Raw genomic sequence first — 16,831 nt, 5'->3', positions numbered from 1 at the left:
ACAGGGAGTATGATTCCACCCCATTCTACTGCTAAGCAATTGAGGAGGGGGACGATGGAACAGCGCCGCATGGGCCGTACCGGGCTCAAGGTGAGCAGTTTGTGTTTAGGGACAATGACGTTTGGCTGGTCCGCTGATGTGGCGACCTCGTTTGCCATCATGGATCGGGCGGTCGAAGCGGGCATCAACTTCTTTGACTCCGCCGATATCTATTCCTACTGGATCAAAGGGAATAAGGGCGGCGAATCGGAGACGATCATCGGCCAGTGGCTGAAAGATCGTGCTGTTCCCCGCCACGAGGTTGTGATCGCGACCAAGGTGCGCGGCCCGATGTGGGAGGGCGCGAACGGGCAGGGGCTCAGCCGCGCGCACATCGTCAAAGCGGCGGAGGACAGCCTGCGCCGTCTGGGGACGGACTACCTCGATCTGTATCAGGCGCATTACCCCGACGACGAAACGCCGCTTGACGAGACGCTCGCCGCCTTCGATCAACTGGTGCACGACGGCAAGGTGCGCTATGTCGGCGCGAGCAACTACCCGGCGTGGCTGCTGATGAAGTCGCTGTGGATCAGCGATGTGCAGCACCTGACACGGTTTGATTGTCTGCAGCCGCACTACAGCCTGCTGCACCGCTCGGAATATGAGCGCGAGTTGGAGGCCGTCTGCCACGATCAGGGTATTGGCGTGATTCCCTACAGCCCCTTGGCGGCGGGGTTTCTGACGGGCAAGTACACGCGGGAAAACCGCGACCCGGATACCTCGCGGTCCGAGAGCGGTCTGATCAAGCGGCTGGTGGACGATGATCGCGCTTACGATGTGGTCGATGAAGTGCGGCGCATCGCGGTTGTGCATGATGTGCCATTGGCGCAGATCGCGCTGGCGTGGATGCTGCAGCGACCGGGCATCACCAGCCCCATCGTCGGCGCGCGCACGGTGGAACAGTTGGAAGAGACGCTCGGCGCAGTCGGCGTCCTGCTCGCGCCGGAAGAGATCGCCAGCTTAGAAGGGTTGACGGAGAAGTTCTAAGCGGTTTGCGCGGCGCGCATGGGCAGCCGCACGGTGAACGTTGTACCTAGGTCAATCTCACTGCGCACGCTGATCTTGCCGTGGTGGCGTTCGACGCACTCGCGCACGATGCTCAAGCCCAGCCCGATGCCACTGATGTTTTCGGCATTGGTTGTCTTGTAGAACTGCTCGAACAGGCGCGTTTGCTCTTTGAGCGAGATGCCGATGCCCTGATCCTCGACCTCGATGATGGCGTTGTCACCGTCGGCGGAGAGGCGCAGTTGGATTTCAGTGTTGTCGGTTGAATACTTGATCGCATTGGAGAGCAGGTTAGTCAGAATGCGATGCACGAGGTACTCGTCAACATAGGCTTCGGTGAGCGTGCCATCGCTGACGAGCTGCAGGCGGTGGCGGCTGCCGAGTTTGGCTTGGGCTTCGACCAGATGCAGTTGGCAGATGAGTTCAAGGTTACACTTGATCGGCTGGAACGGCTGCTGGGGGCCGGATTCATGCAGCGCTTCGGTCACGCGTTCAAGCAGATACTCCAACTGATCGACCTGCTGCTGAATGGTATCGAGTTTGTCGTGCTGCTCATTGATCGTCATGCGCTCGTAGTAGTTGTGCAGCAGCGTGCTCGACGACATGATGATCGCCAGTGGGGTGCGGAACTCATGCGAGATCATCCGCATGATCTGCGTCTTGGTCGTATTCAGTTCATGTTCGTGTTGCAGTTCCAATTGCAGGCGGTTGCGCTCGATCGCGGTCGCCTCGGCCAGCTCCCGTTCGATGGTTGCGCCGAAGATGCTGGCGGTGATTTGCAGCGCGTCCAATTCGGCGGCTAGCCAGTCGTGTTCGGCCTGGGTGGTCGCAAAAATGAGACAGCCCCACAACGCGCCGTTGACGAAGATTGGGAAATTCAGACTGCTTTGGTGATCGTCGGCAACAATCTGGTTGGCGGGGCGTTCCGAACGGTGAAAATAGAAGGCTTTGGCATCGTGGAAGTTTTCAAGCATTGGACCGAAGCCCCAGGCGAGCATGTCAATGTTCTGGAAGTTGGGGTTTTGGGCGCTCACTGGATCGATCCGATCCCATCCGTACAGCAGATCGGCCTTGGGGCGGTCCCCGTTGTCCGCGCGGATTTTGATCACACCGACGCGGTCAGCTCCGCTCGCTTCGCCGAGCAGGCGTAGAATGTCCGCAATTTCGGCCCGCCAGCGTTCGGCCCGCAGTAAACGGATTGCCGCCGTGTTAATGCCGGCGAGCAATTGGCTCTGGCGTTCAACTTCCGTCGCGATATCCCGGCGCAGTTCTGCCATCTGTTGCACGAGTTCGCACTCCGCACCTACAACCGTGCGCAGTGTCCGTTCAAACGCGAGTAGACGCTCATGCAGTACAGATCTAGACGCTTCGTGGTGGCCGCGCATGGTAGAAAACCTCAACGAGCTAGAGCTGACATAAGGGCAAATTAATTAAACTTGCCCTTACATCTACTATACACCTATTCGTTGAAAAGCTCGCCAACACTGCGACCCTGATTCGCGCGCAGGATGACGGCGGCCAGCAGCGGTGCGACCGACAGCACCTTCATGTTCGGGAGCTGTTTTTCCGGCGGCATGGGGAGCGTGTTGGTGGTGACAATCTCTTTGAGGCCGATTTCCGCGAGCTTCTGCACGCCGCCCGGCGCTAACACCGGGTGCGTGAAGGCGAGATACACATCCTGCGCGCCGTTATCGCGGACGAGCTGCGCGGCGTTGGCAATCGATCCGCCCGTGAGCACTTCATCGTCCACGAGGAGCACGTTTTTGCCACGCACATCGCCGATGATGGACAACGCTTCCGACTTGGAATCGTTACCTGTGCGGCGCTTCTCGATGATGACGAGCGGCGTGCCGAGTTTCTCCGCCCAGTTGCGCCCCTTCTTCGCAAAGCCGAGGTCGGTGGAGACGACCACCAGATTTTCAATGGCTTTTTCGAAGAAGTAGTCACTCAACAGGTGGAAGGCGGTCAGCGCGTCGCCGGGGATGTTGAAGAAGCCCTGAATTTGCCCCGCGTGCAGATCAATGGTGATATACCGATCCGCCCCGGCTGTCTCAATCAGGTTGGCGAGCAGACGCGCCGTGATGCCGACCCGCGGCTGATCTTTCTTATCCGACCGGGCATAGGAGAGATACGGGATGACGACATTGATGCGCCCCGCGGAGTCGCGCTTGAGCGTGTCGATCATGATGAGCATCTCGAAGATGCTCTCGTGGATCGGTGACGCCAGCGTTTGGACGAGGTAAACGTCCTGACCGCGGACGCTTTCCTTCAACTGAATGAAAATGTTTTCGTTTGGGAAGACTGTACGCTTATATTGCCCGACATGCGTTCCCAAAAAGTCTGCAATTTCTTTGCCCAGCTCTTGTGATGCAGACCCCGGAAAAAGGAGAATTCGACCGAACTGCCCCGGTACTAGGATTTCGTCGTTTTGCGAACTGGGAACATACTTCGTTCCCGGCACTTTCGAAGTAATCCGAACAACCATCCGCGCCCCCTGCCTACACTGCTCAACTCAATATTACACCAATTTAACGAACGCCGCCGCAAAGCACAGCGAATATTAAACAATGCCGGCAAGTACTTAAGGAGGGTGGTCTAAAGGGGCAAAACCCGCTTTGCCCCTACGAAAGTTTGCCCATCAACGTCTTGATCGCGCTGTGCGGATCGATCTCCCGCGCTTGCATCTGCCCGACGAGCCGAGCCAGTGCATCTGGTGGGAGTTCGCGCAGCAAGCGCGCCAGCAGACCGTCGCGCAGCCGGTCGAGTAATTCGATGCGCAAGTGTTCCGCTTCGAGCGCCTGTAAACCCTGCGTTTCTTCTAAGTGACGGCGATGATTGTCCACAGCGGCGAGGACTTCGTCAATGCCTTTGCCCTCCGCCGCGACCGTCTGCAAAATCGGCGGCAGCCAAAAGCGCGTCGGCGTGGCGGGTGGCGGGGTCGTGGCCGTCAGCGCCCGCCCGTGATGATTGACTTTTTCGACCGGGTGGCCGAGTTCGAGCATCATCTTGAGCGCATTGATAGTGTGCGCGACGCCCTGCCGATCCGCCTTGTTGACGACCAGCAGGTCGGCAATTTCGAGGATGCCCGCTTTGATCGCCTGCACTTCGTCGCCGAGGCCGGGCGCTTCTACGACAATCGTCGTGTGCGCGGCGCGGACGATATCGACTTCGTTCTGCCCGGCGCCGACCGTCTCCACGATCACGATCTGGTAGCCCGCCGCGTCGAGCACGCGAATCGCGTCGCGCGTGGTGCGGGCGAGGCCGCCGAGGTTGCCGCGGGTCGCCATGCTGCGAATGAAGACGCCGGGGTCGGTGGAGAGATCCCGCATGCGGATGCGGTCGCCGAGGATTGCGCCGCCGGAGAACGGACTCGTCGGGTCGACGGCGATGATGCCGACGGTTTTACCCGCCTGACGGTAAGCTTTGGTGATTTCGTTGACCAGCGTGGATTTGCCCGTGCCGGGCGCGCCCGTCACGCCGAGCACCCACGTTTTGCCGGTATGCGCGTAGAGCTGGGAGAGTTCGGCTTCAGCCTGGTCGTTTTCGACCAACGTCAACAGGCGGGCAAGCGCGCGGCGATTGCCCGCCAGCAGTTCTGGAACAAGCTGCGTCATGCGGGTTTCGCGGCGACCAGATCACGAATAAACGCGGCGATATCTTCGGTGTTCGTGCCCGGCCCGAAAATGCCCTGCACACCCAGCGTCTGCAATTCAGCTTTGTCAGCATCGGGGATGATGCCGCCGACGATCAGCGCAACGTCGCTCAGCCCATTAGCGTTCATCACTTCGCGGATGCGCGGGACGAGCGCCATGTGCGCGCCGCTGAGAATGCTCAAACCGACCACGTTGACATCTTCCTGTAGGGCGGCTTCGGCGATCATCTCTGGTGTTTGGCGCAGGCCCGTGTAGATGACTTCCATCCCCGCATCACGCAAGGCGCGGGCGATGACTTTCGCCCCCCGATCATGACCGTCAAGCCCGGGCTTGGCGATCAGCACGCGTATCGCTCTCTGTTCGACCATCATTTTCCCATTTATGTGGTTTACACAAATGGCTTAGGTAAGCCATACCCAACATTATAACAATCGGGAAGCGCTCGCCCACAAAATAAAGGCAAAAACGTGAAGCAAATCATAGTGGTTGTGCTATCATTTGTTTTATGTTCGATGTTCCAGCGGTGAATTGCCATGAGTGCTGCAGCGGAAACCCGTGCTCCATCCTTCTCTCTACACAATCTCACGCAGCTCGACAATCGCGTTGGGGTGGGCTTGGTCCTCTTCTCACTGGTGGTCTGTGTCGTCGCCGTCGTGCTGTATTTGCAGGCGGCGCTGGACTGGCGCAGCGCGCCCTTCCTCGGCGTAATGTACTCGCGCACGCTGGTGATCGACGGCAGCACGCCGCTGACCGACGAGGGGTTCCCCGGTTTGAACGCGGGCATGCGGCGCGGCGATCAGATCGTTGGCATCAACGGCGAAGCGCTCCCCATCAGTGATGTCGGCGCGGCGCTGGAGCGCGTAAATGCCATCCGCGCGACGCTCGACGCAACCCAACCCCTGACTCTTGAATTTCTCCGCCACCAAGCGCCCGATGTGCCGCTGGAGAGCGGTTCCGAAACGTGCGTCCCGGTGGACGGCACGAGTAACGCCCGCTGCACGGTGACGTTTGTGCCCGGCTACCTGATCGACGCGGAATTCTTCGGCTTCTTCGTTGTGCCGTTCCTATCCGGCGTGGCGGTCTTGGCCATCGGCATCGCCGTGTTGTTTCTGCGCTCGAATATTGCTTCCACGCGTTACGTTGCGGTGGTGTGTATGCTGGCCGGCGCGTTCATGATCGGCCTGTTCGACGTGAATACCTCACACCAGTATGTCCCGCTGTGGCTGCTGGCCGCGTGTATGCTCGGCGGCGCGCTGATCGGCATGACGCTCGTCTTCCCGATGAAGTTCGCCATCACGCTGCGTTATCCGGCGCTGCGCATGCTGCCCCCGTCGATCACGTTCATTTTCGCGCTGATCTTCATTGAAATGTATCAGAACCCGCCGGATGCGCCGTCCGGGAATGTCATGCTGCAGTGGGCAACCGGGATTGTCGTGCTCGGCGCGGTGGCGCTCACCTTGGGCGCGCTGCGCAGCCGCGTGCTCGCTCCATCAACGATGGTGCGCGACCAGAGCAATACCATCCTGATCGGCATTTCACTGACGTTCATCGTCATCGCCATCTGGCTGCTGAATCTGGTCGCGCCAACGCCGGAAGGCCGCGCGCTCGTCCCGCTCAATACATCGGCCTCCATGCCGTTCCTGATTATGCCGTTCCTCAGCCTGGCGTACGCCGCGCTTCAGTACCGCACCGTCGATACCGACCGCATTCTGAGCGGCGCAATCACCTACGTGGTGATGATGTTCGGCGTGATCATCGGCTTTTTCCTGCTCATGCTCAGCATGGCGATCATCAGCAGCGGCTATATCAGCGCGAATAACCCCGTGCTGCTCGCGCTGTCGGTCTTCCTGACGGCGGTGTTCTTCAACCCGCTGCGCCAGCGCCTGCAAGAGCGCATCGACGCAATCTACTTCCGGCAGCGCATCGACTATCAGGCGCGCGTCGAAGCTTTCGCCCAGAAGCTGACCACGCTTACGGACTTGCGCAGCATCGTCACTGAACTGCAAATGCAGATCGAAACGGCGCTGCTGCCCGCGCAGATCTTCATCTTCCAGCCGGACACGCAGAGCAACGATTTCGTCTCGGCAGCGACCGATGTGCGCTTCACGCCGACCAGCGGCCTTGTCGAACGGCTGCTGCAGGGCGACCCGCTCATCACGTTCTTGCCGGGCGAAACGTGGGAACGCGACCTCGTAGTCGAACGGCCACGCCTGCGCATCCTCAAGGCGATGATCATCATCGGCCTGCGCGGCGCGGATCGGCTCGTCGGTTTCCTTGTGATTGCGCCGCCGCGTTCGCGTGCCGCGGCGTACACCTACGAAGAAATTCGCTTCTTGCAGAACCTGACCTCGCAGATGAGCGTCGCCGTCGAACGCGCGCAGGTCGTCGAATCGCTGGAACAGCGTGTGCGCGAACTCGACGTGTTCAGCCAGGTATCGCAAGCGGTCAACTTCACAGTCGATTACGACAACCTGCTCGAACTCATCAGCGCGCAGTCGGAACGTCTGCTCAACCTGACGCACTTTTACATCACGCTGCGCGACGCCAACACCAATGAGCTGTATCACGCCTTCTTCCTCGAAGACGGCGAACGCTTCAACGACAAGGAAGAGCGCCGCTGGACGTTCGGTAACGACCTGTTCAGCGAAGTGATTCGCACCGGGCAGCCGCTGGCCGTGGCGAACTACAGCGCGCGCCTCGCGGCGAACGGCGGTAACTTCATCTATGAAGACAAGAACCTGAGGGCGTGGATGGCGGTGCCGCTGGTCACGGGCGGGCGCACGCTCGGCGTGATCGCGGCGGGTTCGACCACGCCGGATCGCGTGTTCAGCGACCAGCAGTTGAAAGTGTTCGTCGATATCGCCTCGCTCGCGGCGACCTCGCTGGATAAGGCGCGGTTGTTCGCGGAGACGAACGTGCGCGCCCGTCAGCTCGCCGCGCTCAACGACATCAGCCGCCAATTGGTGGCCGCCGAAGCCGACCTCGAAGAACTGCTCAAGTTCATCACGTCGAGCGCGGCGGACATCCTCAACGCCGAAGCCGGGTCGCTCCTGCTCACCGTTGACGACGGGACGAACGATCTGGAATTCCGGGTGGCCGTCGGCGGCGGCGGACAGGACATCATCGGGCGGCGCGTCCCGGCGAAGCGCGGCCTCGTCGGCGAAGTCGCGTCGACGGGCAAGATGGTGCTGGTCAACGACGCGCGCAATGATCCCCGGTGGGGCGGCGAATTCGCCAAAGGCGCTTTCCAGACCAACAGCGTGGTCGCCGTGCCGCTCATCACGCAAGACCGCGTGATCGGCGTGCTGGAGCTGCTCAATAAGCGCGGCGCTGGCTCGTTCAGCAGTGATGATAGTGACCTGCTCACGACGTTCGCCCGACAGGCCGCGGTCGCGATTGAAAACGCGCGTCTGTTCGAACTCACCGACTTGCAGCTCACGCAGCGCGTCGGCGAACTGGAAACGCTCGAACGCATCGACGTTGAGCTGAACCGTTCGCTCGAACTGATCACGGTGGCGGAAATCACCGTCCGCTGGGCGCTGACCAACACCAAAGCCACGGCGGGGCTGCTCGGCATCGTGCTGCCTGACCCGGTGCGCTTCCAGATTGTCTACAAAGTCGGCTACGAGGCGGAAGACCTGCCCGAACCCGTCGACGGGTTCTACCCGGTTGATAAGGGCATCCTCAGCCGCGTGCTGCGCACCCGGCAAGCTGAACTCGTGCCCGATGTGACCATCGATCCGAATTACACCAAGTCGCTGCGCGGCGGCCTCTCGCAAATCACGATACCGATGCTGTCGGGCGGTGTGGTCAACGCCGTGCTGATTTTGGAGACAAATCGGGAGCCGCGGTTGCGCCTCGCCGATCTGCCGTTCCTGCAGCGCCTCGCCGACCATGCGAGTATCGCCATCGCCAACGCGCAGCTCTACGACGAACTGACGCGCGCGAACGCCTCCAAGAGCGAATTTGTGTCGTTTGTCGCACACGAACTCAAAAACCCGCTCACGTCGATCCGCGGCTACTCCGACGTGCTGCTGACCGGGCGCGGCGGTTCGCTCAACGACATGCAGCGTAACTTCCTCGCCACGATCCGCGCCAATGCCGAGCGCATGAACACCATCGTGAGCGATCTGAACGACGTGACCAAACTGCAAACCAACAACATGCAGATCACGCTGTCAGCCATCAGCCCGCGCAATGTGGTCACCGAAACACTGCGCCCGCTGCAAAAGCAGATCGAAGACAAGGGGCAAAATCTCGTCGTGGATGTGCCGGACGACATCCCACTCATTCGCGGCGACCAGAACCGCCTGATTCAGGTGCTGACGAACCTCGTCTCGAACGCGCACAAATATACGCCGCAGCAGGGCGACATCAATGTGCGCACATATGTCGACCGCAGCCTGCGCGACAACAAGGGGCGACCGCTCCCGGCGATGGTGCACTTCAGCGTCAAGGACAGCGGGATCGGCATGAGCGCCGAAGACCTCGCCCGCCTGTTCACGCCGTACTTCCGCAGCGATAACCCGCTGGCGCGTGAGCAGCCCGGCACCGGCCTCGGCCTGACGATCACGCGTGGGTTGGTGCAGCGGCATGGCGGTGATATCTGGGTTGAAAGCACGGTCGGCGTCGGCACGACCTTCCATTTCACGGTGCCGCTGGCCGAAGAAAAAGAGAAGGCTTCGTAATGCAGCTGCGCACCGTACTCGTCAAGCTGATGGCGCAGCGCGCGCTCCACCGCTTGAAGTCGCAGCCCATTGAGCCGCAGTCGTACATCACGCGCCCCACAGCGGAGATGCGTGCTGACCACAGCGCCGATCTCCCGCTGGCCGGGGCGGTCAATTTTCGCGATCTTGGCGGTTACCGCACCCGTGATGGATACACAGTCAAATCCGGGTTGCTCTACCGCTCCGGCGACCTCGCCGCTCTGACGGATGCCGACCTTAACTATCTGCTCAACACGCTGCACGTCAAATTCGTGTGTGACCTGCGCAACCCGGAAGAAGTGGCCGAGTCGGCACATCGTTTCCCGGCAGATAGCCTCGGCTATGTCAACCTGCCGATCATGCGCGCCAGCGCCAGCAGCGACGAACGACAGGTCGGGAAGGCGCTGTTCAGCGGCGACATCGCCAAGATCGACGCGGCGTTCGGGCAGACCTACATCGGCATGGTCGATAACTCGGCGGCGGCGTTCGGGCAGGCGCTGAAAATCATGACCGATCCCGCTAACCTGCCGACGATCTTCCACTGCACGGCGGGCAAAGATCGCACGGGGATCACGGCGGCGCTGGTGTTGAGTCTGCTCGGCGTGCCGGATGCGACGATCAGCGCGGACTACTCGCTCACTAACCTCGCCTATGACCATGTCTACCTGACGGCGAAGAACAACCGCACGTATCAGGCGACGGGCATCCCCATCGACGTGCTCGCGCCGATTCTGGTCGCCAAGCCGCGCTGGATCGAAGGCGTGCTGGCGCACATTCGGCAACAGTATGGCTCGGTCGAGCAGTACGCGCTGACCAAGGCTGGTCTCACGCCGGCGGACATCGCCGCGCTCCGGGCGAATTTGCTGGAATAACGCCTAATCCAATCACCGAACATCGGTTGTAGGGGCGCACGGCCGTGCGCCCCTACGAGACACACATTCAAATGTTCGCACCACCTTGACACCTTTTTGACCCGCTTTCCCCTACGCCATGCAGTAAAATAGACCGTATCTGTCGAGGTCAATCTTTGGCGGAGACTGCTTTTCTGGCGCACCCGTATCGGAGTCAACCATGCGTCGTCTCATTCTCCCGATTGTCTTAGCCCTCATCACCGTGTTGCTTCTGCTGCGCACCACGCAGCCTGCCTTGGCGCTCGGCTTTGGCGTTGTGACCTACGGCGGCATCGCCATCATCCAGCAGGCGTTGGCTGCCATTCGTACGCGCGACATCATTCTGCCATGGCGCTATGGTCGTGATTTCAGCGCGACCGGCAGCGTGGCCGTCGCTCAGGGCTGGCTGCGCGTGGTGATCGGCGTAGTGCTGGTCGGCGCAGGCGTGTGGTTCGGCGTGCAGGCGCTGGCGGTCTGACCTCACCCCTGAATTTCGGATTGGTGAGGTATTTGATAGAAGCGAAATCTTTGTAGGGGCGGGCTTTGTCCCGTCTACCTTAACGAGCGAGGCAAGCTGGTCAGTGCGCAGAATACCCTGACGACGGGTTGTAGTTCGGTTTTGGGATTTCGCGGACGCGATTTATCGCGTCCCTACGAGAAGAACCGCTTTTATGTAGGGACGCAATTCATTGCGTCCGCTGCCTCCAAACTACCGGCAAGCCTCGCCCCTACAGTAAATCCTGCTCAAATCTAGGTTGGCGAAATTCACCGCTCCCAGATGGTGAGCAGGGGATACACCTTGCGCCAGTCGAGCATCTCCGCTGGCACGTACCCGCTGAACCCCTTTTGCAGCTTATACAAACCGATCTGCGGCGCGCATGTGCTACCAGCGCCGCGTCATAGTCGCGCACGCTGAACATGCGCAGCGCGTCCGGCGACCCGAACGGCGCGGCGACGTCCACTTCGACCGGGCTCTGCCATGAATTGAGCGTCGTCTCGATGACCGCGCGCAAGAACTGCTCACGTTCCGGTTCGGCGGGAGGGAGCATGGCCGGGTCGACAATCAGGCTCAGGTCGATGTCGGAGTCGGGGCGGGGGTGGCCGTCCAGCCCGCGCGAGCCGATCAACACCACGCGCAGCACGCCGGGATGCACCTGCCACCGCGTGATCTTGAGCAGCGCCGCGGTCTGCGGCAGCAAGCGGTCAAGTTGGGGGGAATAACGCGTAATCGGACTCATGCTCACCTCTTCGGGAAACGCCTACCATAAAGTATACGGCAGGCGTTTCTCGATGGGCGAGACATACGCGTGCTTAAACCCCTCACCCCAACCCCTCTCCCACGCAAGCGGGGAGAGGGGAGACATTGCGTGCGAGGTTGGCTCCCCTCCCTGAATTCGGGGAGGGGCCGGGGGTGGGGTCAGTACGAAAACATTCCGTAACCGATGTTAGTTGCTGGTCAGCACGACCGTACCGGGGCTGCCGATGAAGGCGCAGGTGAAGCCGCCCTCGCTCATGCTGGTCAGCACCTGCGGTTGGCGCGGGCTCTGCTGCGCGCTCAGGAAGATGAAATTACCTGACCCCTGCAAGCACACCTTGATCGGGCTGGCGAAGGTCGGCGCGGTCATCGAGTCCGGCATGAAGAGGTCTGCCGCCTGAATGACGCCGGCGCTGATCACCGAGGCGTCGCCGATCTGCGCTGCCGCTTGACCGATCAGGGTGCGGTTTTCGGCGAGCACGCGGCAGAAGATGTTCCCGACATTGGTTGGGAATTCCGCCCGGACAACCGGATTAAGGCTGCCGTTGAAATCGGCGCACATGGGCACGGTCATCGTCGTCATCGTTGATCCGGCGACGGCGATGGCTGTGACGGATGCGCCGATGGAGCCGATCAGCGTTGCGCCGCCCGAAGCGAGGTTGACGAGGTACAGGTTCGAGCCGATTGACAGGTAGCCAATGTCACTGCCGAGCGCGTCGCTCAGAATGTCGAAGCTGGTCTGCGCGGTGGCGTCGACGCCCAGCGCGCCGATGGTGTTGAGCGTCCCGGCGTTCGGCGGGTTCTGCGTGACGAGTAGATCCAGTGTCGCGTCGATGTTGTAGAGCGTCGTCGTGGTGGCGGTCGAGAAGTTGTTGGTGTAAGCCGAGGCGACAATATTCGGCGTCGCCGTATTGTTGCGATCTGTTGAGGCGAAGCCGAGCGCGCCATCAATTGCGGCGACCGCGCCGTTGTTCGGGTTGAGGCGCAAGTCCTGCCGCGCGTCACTGGTCAGGCGGATGCGATCAACGGTGGGATTGAAGTCAAAGCCGAAGCTGCCGCCATTCAACGGGGTGGAGAAGCTGCCGCCGAGCGCGGTCGCGCTGCCGTTCGCGGTATTGAGCACATACAAGCGGCTGCTGCTCCCCAGCGCGATCAACTGCATGTTGGCGGGACGGAAGTCGATCCCCTGCACGGTTTCACCGTCGGCCAACCCGGTGATCGACGTGCTGCTAAGGAGCGTGCCCGGGCTGGCGCTGTCGAACGAAATGAGACGGTTGTCGGTGGTGATGGCATACACGGTCGCCCCGGTTGGGGTCTGCGCCAGGAGTGGCACCGCGGTCAAGAGCATTGCGAACACCAAAACGATAAGTCTGCGCATGATTTTCCTCACAAGTCTGTGCGTACACCGTGTAGTTCGTACACGGCAGCAACTTGGATGACACAGCTTATCAGGCTTTAAGTTTTGCGTAGGGAATCAAAAACGCCCATCGGCGGATGGGCGTCTGAGATGCGCGTGTGACTTAGCCGAGATGCGGCTTGAGCTGGTTGGTGATGCGATCCTTCGGCTGGAAGCCGGTGATGCGCACGACGGGCTGCCCGCCCTTGAACAGGATCAGGGTGGGGATGCTCATGACGCCGTACTGCATGATGACGTCCGGGTGTTCGTCCGCGTCCAGCTTGGCGACGCGAATCTTACCGGCGTATTCGTCCGCGATCTGATCCACAAACGGCGCGATCATCTTGCACGGGCCGCACCATTCCGCCCAAAAATCCACCAGCACGGGCGTGTCGCTTTTCAACACTTCCGCCTGAAAATTTCCCGTGGTCGCTTCAAACGTTTTGACACCCATCACCTTATCTCCCTTGCGTTTTGACGCCTCACCCCCACTATGCTATCATGACTCGCACCGAGTAGTAGACGCAATATTGGGAGTGTTTTATTGTTGTATGATCTCAGACGATGCACATCTACCGGAACTTACCCGCCGCCAAGAAGAAATCCTCTCGCTCATTGTTCGAGCGTACACGCAGCACCCCGAACCCGTTAGCTCCAAACACCTCGTCGAAACCTTCGGGCTGAGCTACAGTTCGGCGACCGTGCGCAATGAGATGGCCGTGCTGGAAGACCTCGGCTACATCGTGCAGCCTCACACCTCCGCCGGGCGTATTCCATCGCAGCTAGGCTATCGCTACTTCGTCAAGCGCCTCATCAGCAACGGCGATATTTCGTCGTCGGAACAGTCGCGCATCACCGAACGCTTGCAGAGCATGCCGCTCGCCACCGAGCAGTGGATGCGCCTCGCCGCGACCATCCTTTCGCGCACTACGCAGACTGCCGCGCTGGTCACGCCGCCGAGCGCGGAAACCAGCCGCTTCAAGCATCTGGAGCTGATCTCGATTCAGGGGCGGCTCGTGCTGATGGTGCTCGTGCTGCAAGAGGGCACGGTCTACCAGCAGATGATCACGCTGACCGACCCGATCCCGCAGGCGAAACTGGGCGAAACCGCGCAGTTGATCAACGCGTTGTGCATGGACGCCAGCGCGACGCAGATACGCGCGCGCAGCGTGCAGCTCGGCTTGCTGGAACGCGAGATCACCGAACTGGTCAGCGACATGCTGGAGCGCGCCGACGCGAATCAGGTGCGGCTGATCTACCGCGAAGGCTTGAGCGACCTCATCCCCACGTTCCCCAACAACGAGGGCGCGCAGCAGGCCGTGCGCGTGTTGGAAGAACGCGCCGTGCTCAACATGATCCTCAACGAAGTGCTCACGCCGATGGTCAACAGCGTGCAGGTGGTGATCGCCGGGAATGGCCGCTGGGAGCAGATGAGCCATTTGACGATGGTCGTCAGCCGCTACGGGATTCAGGGGCAGGCGAGCGGCGCGGTCGGCGTGCTCGGCCCGACGCACATCAACTATGGGCGGGCGATCAGCGCGGTGGGCTACATCTCCGGCGTGATGACGGACATGATCGCGCAGGCGTTTGAGAAGCTGCCGCCGGGGAACAAACCCGACGACCCCGCCGATCAAGCCGACGAAACGGACGACTAACGGTAAAGGTATAGGAAACAAAGGTACCGGCAGCATGCAGCGCACACTGCCGGTGCGTTGCTACTTACGATTGAGCAAGTCTAGCAGCATCGAAATTACCACCAGTGCTGATGCTGGCGAACGCGTCTCATAGAACGTCATGAACGAGAACAGCACAGCGAGCACGTGCAAGGCAAGTGAAACCCACCTCGTCACCCGATCAAGCGGCATGGCCATACCTCCTTTCTTATCGAATTTGAGGTCACCACTGCGCTTGTCGGTTGAAATGTAATGAACATGCCACTACAATGGGGATTGACTAGATCACCCGTCAACCATCAAGCCCAGCAATGAACCCGTTGACACAAGACGCTCACATCTTTTGACGAAGATTGTGGGCGTTTTTGTTGCTGACACGTTGAATTGAATACGTCAAGCAACATCATCAATATACCAGACCACCCCACATTTGTGCACGATGGAAACTCGTCAAATATAGAACAAATGTGCGGAATTTTTGCTAAATTTAGGTGCTTTTTTGGCACATATTCGTAGTAGAACATCAGCGCATGCCGCGTGATTTATCGCCACAAAAGCTGCGCCCAAAAAGCGCTTGAAATAGTCCTCCCTTGATGTTGGAATTTGACATAACAAAAACGGGGCTGAGATGTTGATCTCGGCCCCGTATGTATAGATATGTTCTAGCAATGATGCTCATCTCATCACTTTACAAGCGTTCATAAGTCATCCTCAAATGAAAGCCGTTCTTGTAGGAATGGAGGATTTGGTATTACATCATTTACGTCTACAGTATCGTTGTATTGCCTTAGGAGCTGCGTGAGGCTATTCTTCGAACACGTCCTTCACCGACAGCGTGAAACCGGGCAGCACGTCGCCACCGTCGAGCGTATCGCCCAAGATCATGGTTTTGAGCGTATCCAGCCCCAAAACTTCGATCCGCTGGGTATCCGGGTACACCAGCCAGACGAGCTGCACGCCGTTGTCGAGATAGTACAGAGCTTTTCGGCGCATGACCGCCGCGCGATCCGTTGGCGATTTCACTTCCACAGCCAGATCCGGTAACTGCGGGACGGCTCCGCGCTTCACAACAGGTTGCACCCGCTCGGCGCGCGTAAATTCAACGTCTGGCAGGCGCGAATTTTCGTTGTCGCCAGTGAGTTGGTGGCGCACTTCGAACAGCACGCGCCCGAGATTCCGCGGCTTGACGAAGTCGCGCAGGGCGGCGTAAATATTCCCGGCGACGATGCTGTGTTCTTCGGTTGGTACTTTCTCGACGATCTCGCCGTCGATGAGTTCAAAGAGCCGATCCGCATTTTCCGGCAGATCGACAAACTGCTCAAACTCATCCACTGTGTATAGCTTCGCCCGATCAGTCATCTCGACGCTCCACAAGTTCCTGACTCCATTATGCGAATGTCGGGGCGTCTATGCAACACCGTATCCAACATCGCTACAAAGTCGCCGGGTGCGGTTACGAACTCCCCCCACAAACTAAACCGTTCTTGGTAATTTCTCAAGCTTTCACGGCGAGGTTCGTCGCATCTGTTAACGTGATTCTATGATTGCCCTGCTACACTTCACCACTGATTTAGGAGGGGCGTTGGCGTTCGAGGAGCGACCAGACACATGAGCCAAGAGACACCGATGACCGAAGACCAGAAGCAGCGCGCTGAAGGGGAGCAGGCCACCACGGCAGGCGACAACGCAGCCGCGGCCAACTCGACCGACGGCGGAGAGACTGCACAAGCGGAAAAGCAAGCGACAGTGACAGTTACGGAATTTCAGGCAGCACAAGCGAAAGCACAAGAGTATCTCGACGGGTGGCAGCGCGCGCGGGCGGAATTCGCCAACTACAAAAAGCGCGTCGAACGCGAGATGAAGGATAACCAGTACCTCGCAGCGGGCGACACCATCAAGGCGTTGCTCCCGGCGTTGGATGATTTCGAACGGGCGCTGGCGAACGTCCCGGCGGATCTGACGGGCAACCCGTGGGTCAACGGCCTGAGCATGGTTCAGAAGAAGTTCAACAAGTTTCTGGACGAGGCCAACGTCACCATCATCGACCCCACCGGCCAGCCGTTCGATCCCGGTCAGCATGAAGCGATTGGGATGGATGAGGCGACCGATGCCGCGCCCAGCGGTCATGTGACCGTGACGTTGCAGCGTGGATACATGATCGGAGAGCGCGTGCTTCGCCCGGCGCTCGTCCGTGTAGCTCAGTAACGACTAGCA

At 60.0% G+C, this 16,831-nt stretch carries 14 protein-coding genes; 6 read left to right on the top strand and 8 right to left on the bottom strand.

Features of this window, described 5'->3' with window-relative positions:
• Positions 1-54 precede the first annotated feature (54 nt).
• The gene (locus tag IPK17_RS17530; protein WP_343418983.1) at positions 55-1,026 is read left to right on the top strand and encodes an aldo/keto reductase; all 972 of its coding nucleotides are present in this window, start codon (positions 55-57) and stop codon (positions 1,024-1,026) included.
• Here IPK17_RS17530 and IPK17_RS17525 read toward each other — a convergent pair.
• The 4 genes from IPK17_RS17525 to IPK17_RS17510 form a co-directional block, all read right to left on the bottom strand.
• Positions 1,023-2,429, bottom strand: coding sequence for a GAF domain-containing sensor histidine kinase (locus IPK17_RS17525; RefSeq protein ID WP_343418982.1), 1,407 nt, complete (start codon positions 2,427-2,429; stop codon positions 1,023-1,025). The two genes, IPK17_RS17530 and IPK17_RS17525, sit on opposite strands and share 4 nt — an antisense overlap.
• Positions 2,430-2,503: 74 nt before the next feature.
• Entirely contained in the window at positions 2,504-3,505 is a 1,002-nt protein-coding gene (locus tag IPK17_RS17520; protein ID WP_343419116.1) for a ribose-phosphate diphosphokinase, read from the bottom strand.
• Between the two features lie 160 nt (positions 3,506-3,665).
• Positions 3,666-4,658, bottom strand: a complete 993-nt coding sequence (meaB, locus tag IPK17_RS17515; protein ID WP_343418981.1) for a methylmalonyl Co-A mutase-associated GTPase MeaB — start codon at positions 4,656-4,658, stop codon at positions 3,666-3,668.
• Positions 4,655-5,065 (bottom strand): cobalamin B12-binding domain-containing protein, encoded by a 411-nt coding sequence (locus tag IPK17_RS17510; RefSeq protein ID WP_343419115.1) that lies wholly within the window; start codon positions 5,063-5,065, stop codon positions 4,655-4,657. The genes meaB and IPK17_RS17510 overlap by 4 nt, the downstream gene beginning before the upstream one ends.
• 165 nt (positions 5,066-5,230) lie before the next feature.
• On the opposite strand from IPK17_RS17510, the gene IPK17_RS17505 reads away from it, so the two are divergent.
• The 3 genes from IPK17_RS17505 to IPK17_RS17495 all read left to right on the top strand — a co-directional run bounded on the left by IPK17_RS17505 (position 5,231) and on the right by IPK17_RS17495 (position 10,771).
• Complete coding sequence (locus tag IPK17_RS17505) at positions 5,231-9,385, top strand: GAF domain-containing protein (protein WP_343418980.1); 4,155 nt, start codon at positions 5,231-5,233, stop codon at positions 9,383-9,385.
• Positions 9,385-10,275, top strand: coding sequence for a tyrosine-protein phosphatase (locus IPK17_RS17500; protein WP_343418979.1), 891 nt, complete (start codon positions 9,385-9,387; stop codon positions 10,273-10,275). Before IPK17_RS17505 ends, IPK17_RS17500 begins: the two co-directional genes overlap by 1 nt.
• A gap of 199 nt (positions 10,276-10,474) precedes the next feature.
• Complete coding sequence (locus IPK17_RS17495) at positions 10,475-10,771, top strand: hypothetical protein (protein WP_343418978.1); 297 nt, start codon at positions 10,475-10,477, stop codon at positions 10,769-10,771.
• Positions 10,772-11,021: 250 nt separating this feature from the next.
• On the opposite strand, the gene IPK17_RS17490 is transcribed toward IPK17_RS17495, so the two are convergent.
• From IPK17_RS17490 to trxA, 3 genes are all read right to left on the bottom strand, one after another.
• The gene (locus IPK17_RS17490; RefSeq protein WP_343418977.1) at positions 11,022-11,531 is read right to left on the bottom strand and encodes a nucleotidyltransferase domain-containing protein; all 510 of its coding nucleotides are present in this window, start codon (positions 11,529-11,531) and stop codon (positions 11,022-11,024) included.
• A gap of 207 nt (positions 11,532-11,738) precedes the next feature.
• Positions 11,739-12,926 carry a DUF4394 domain-containing protein gene (locus IPK17_RS17485; protein WP_343418976.1) on the bottom strand — a complete coding sequence of 396 codons (1,188 nt, stop codon included), beginning with the start codon at positions 12,924-12,926 and terminating at the stop codon, positions 11,739-11,741.
• A 142-nt stretch (positions 12,927-13,068) separates the two neighbouring features.
• Complete coding sequence (gene trxA, locus IPK17_RS17480; protein WP_343418975.1) at positions 13,069-13,398, bottom strand: thioredoxin; 330 nt, start codon at positions 13,396-13,398, stop codon at positions 13,069-13,071.
• Positions 13,399-13,495: 97 nt separating this feature from the next.
• Between trxA and hrcA the strand changes: the two genes are divergently transcribed.
• The gene (hrcA, locus tag IPK17_RS17475; RefSeq protein WP_343418974.1) at positions 13,496-14,599 is read left to right on the top strand and encodes a heat-inducible transcriptional repressor HrcA; all 1,104 of its coding nucleotides are present in this window, start codon (positions 13,496-13,498) and stop codon (positions 14,597-14,599) included.
• Positions 14,600-15,421: 822 nt separating this feature from the next.
• On the opposite strand, the gene IPK17_RS17470 is transcribed toward hrcA, so the two are convergent.
• Positions 15,422-15,976: a Uma2 family endonuclease gene (locus IPK17_RS17470; RefSeq protein ID WP_343418973.1), complete on the bottom strand. Its 555-nt coding sequence runs from the start codon at positions 15,974-15,976 to the stop codon at positions 15,422-15,424.
• Between the two features lie 249 nt (positions 15,977-16,225).
• On the opposite strand from IPK17_RS17470, the gene IPK17_RS17465 reads away from it, so the two are divergent.
• Positions 16,226-16,822 carry a nucleotide exchange factor GrpE gene (locus tag IPK17_RS17465; protein WP_343418972.1) on the top strand — a complete coding sequence of 199 codons (597 nt, stop codon included), beginning with the start codon at positions 16,226-16,228 and terminating at the stop codon, positions 16,820-16,822.
• Positions 16,823-16,831 lie beyond the last annotated feature (9 nt).

This window comes from Candidatus Flexifilum breve (assembly GCF_016713355.1).
Note: the sequence above shows the minus strand (reverse complement) of the source record. Positions and strands in the feature narration are given on the sequence as shown.

What these genes read in the sequence shown, in the direction of transcription:
- IPK17_RS17505 (WP_343418980.1), top strand. Translation starts at nt 5,231, where the DNA reads ATGAGTGCTGCAGCGGAAACCCGTGCTCCATCCTTCTCTCTACACAAT.
- hrcA (WP_343418974.1), top strand. Translation starts at nt 13,496, where the DNA reads ATGATCTCAGACGATGCACATCTACCGGAACTTACCCGCCGCCAAGAA.
- IPK17_RS17485 (WP_343418976.1), bottom strand. Translation starts at nt 12,926, where the DNA reads ATGCGCAGACTTATCGTTTTGGTGTTCGCAATGCTCTTGACCGCGGTG.
- IPK17_RS17495 (WP_343418978.1), top strand. Translation starts at nt 10,475, where the DNA reads ATGCGTCGTCTCATTCTCCCGATTGTCTTAGCCCTCATCACCGTGTTG.
- IPK17_RS17530 (WP_343418983.1), top strand. Translation starts at nt 55, where the DNA reads ATGGAACAGCGCCGCATGGGCCGTACCGGGCTCAAGGTGAGCAGTTTG.
- IPK17_RS17470 (WP_343418973.1), bottom strand. Translation starts at nt 15,976, where the DNA reads ATGACTGATCGGGCGAAGCTATACACAGTGGATGAGTTTGAGCAGTTT.
- IPK17_RS17500 (WP_343418979.1), top strand. Translation starts at nt 9,385, where the DNA reads ATGCAGCTGCGCACCGTACTCGTCAAGCTGATGGCGCAGCGCGCGCTC.
- IPK17_RS17510 (WP_343419115.1), bottom strand. Translation starts at nt 5,065, where the DNA reads ATGGTCGAACAGAGAGCGATACGCGTGCTGATCGCCAAGCCCGGGCTT.
- IPK17_RS17465 (WP_343418972.1), top strand. Translation starts at nt 16,226, where the DNA reads ATGAGCCAAGAGACACCGATGACCGAAGACCAGAAGCAGCGCGCTGAA.
- trxA (WP_343418975.1), bottom strand. Translation starts at nt 13,398, where the DNA reads ATGGGTGTCAAAACGTTTGAAGCGACCACGGGAAATTTTCAGGCGGAA.
- IPK17_RS17525 (WP_343418982.1), bottom strand. Translation starts at nt 2,429, where the DNA reads ATGCGCGGCCACCACGAAGCGTCTAGATCTGTACTGCATGAGCGTCTA.
- meaB (WP_343418981.1), bottom strand. Translation starts at nt 4,658, where the DNA reads ATGACGCAGCTTGTTCCAGAACTGCTGGCGGGCAATCGCCGCGCGCTT.
- IPK17_RS17490 (WP_343418977.1), bottom strand. Translation starts at nt 11,531, where the DNA reads ATGAGTCCGATTACGCGTTATTCCCCCCAACTTGACCGCTTGCTGCCG.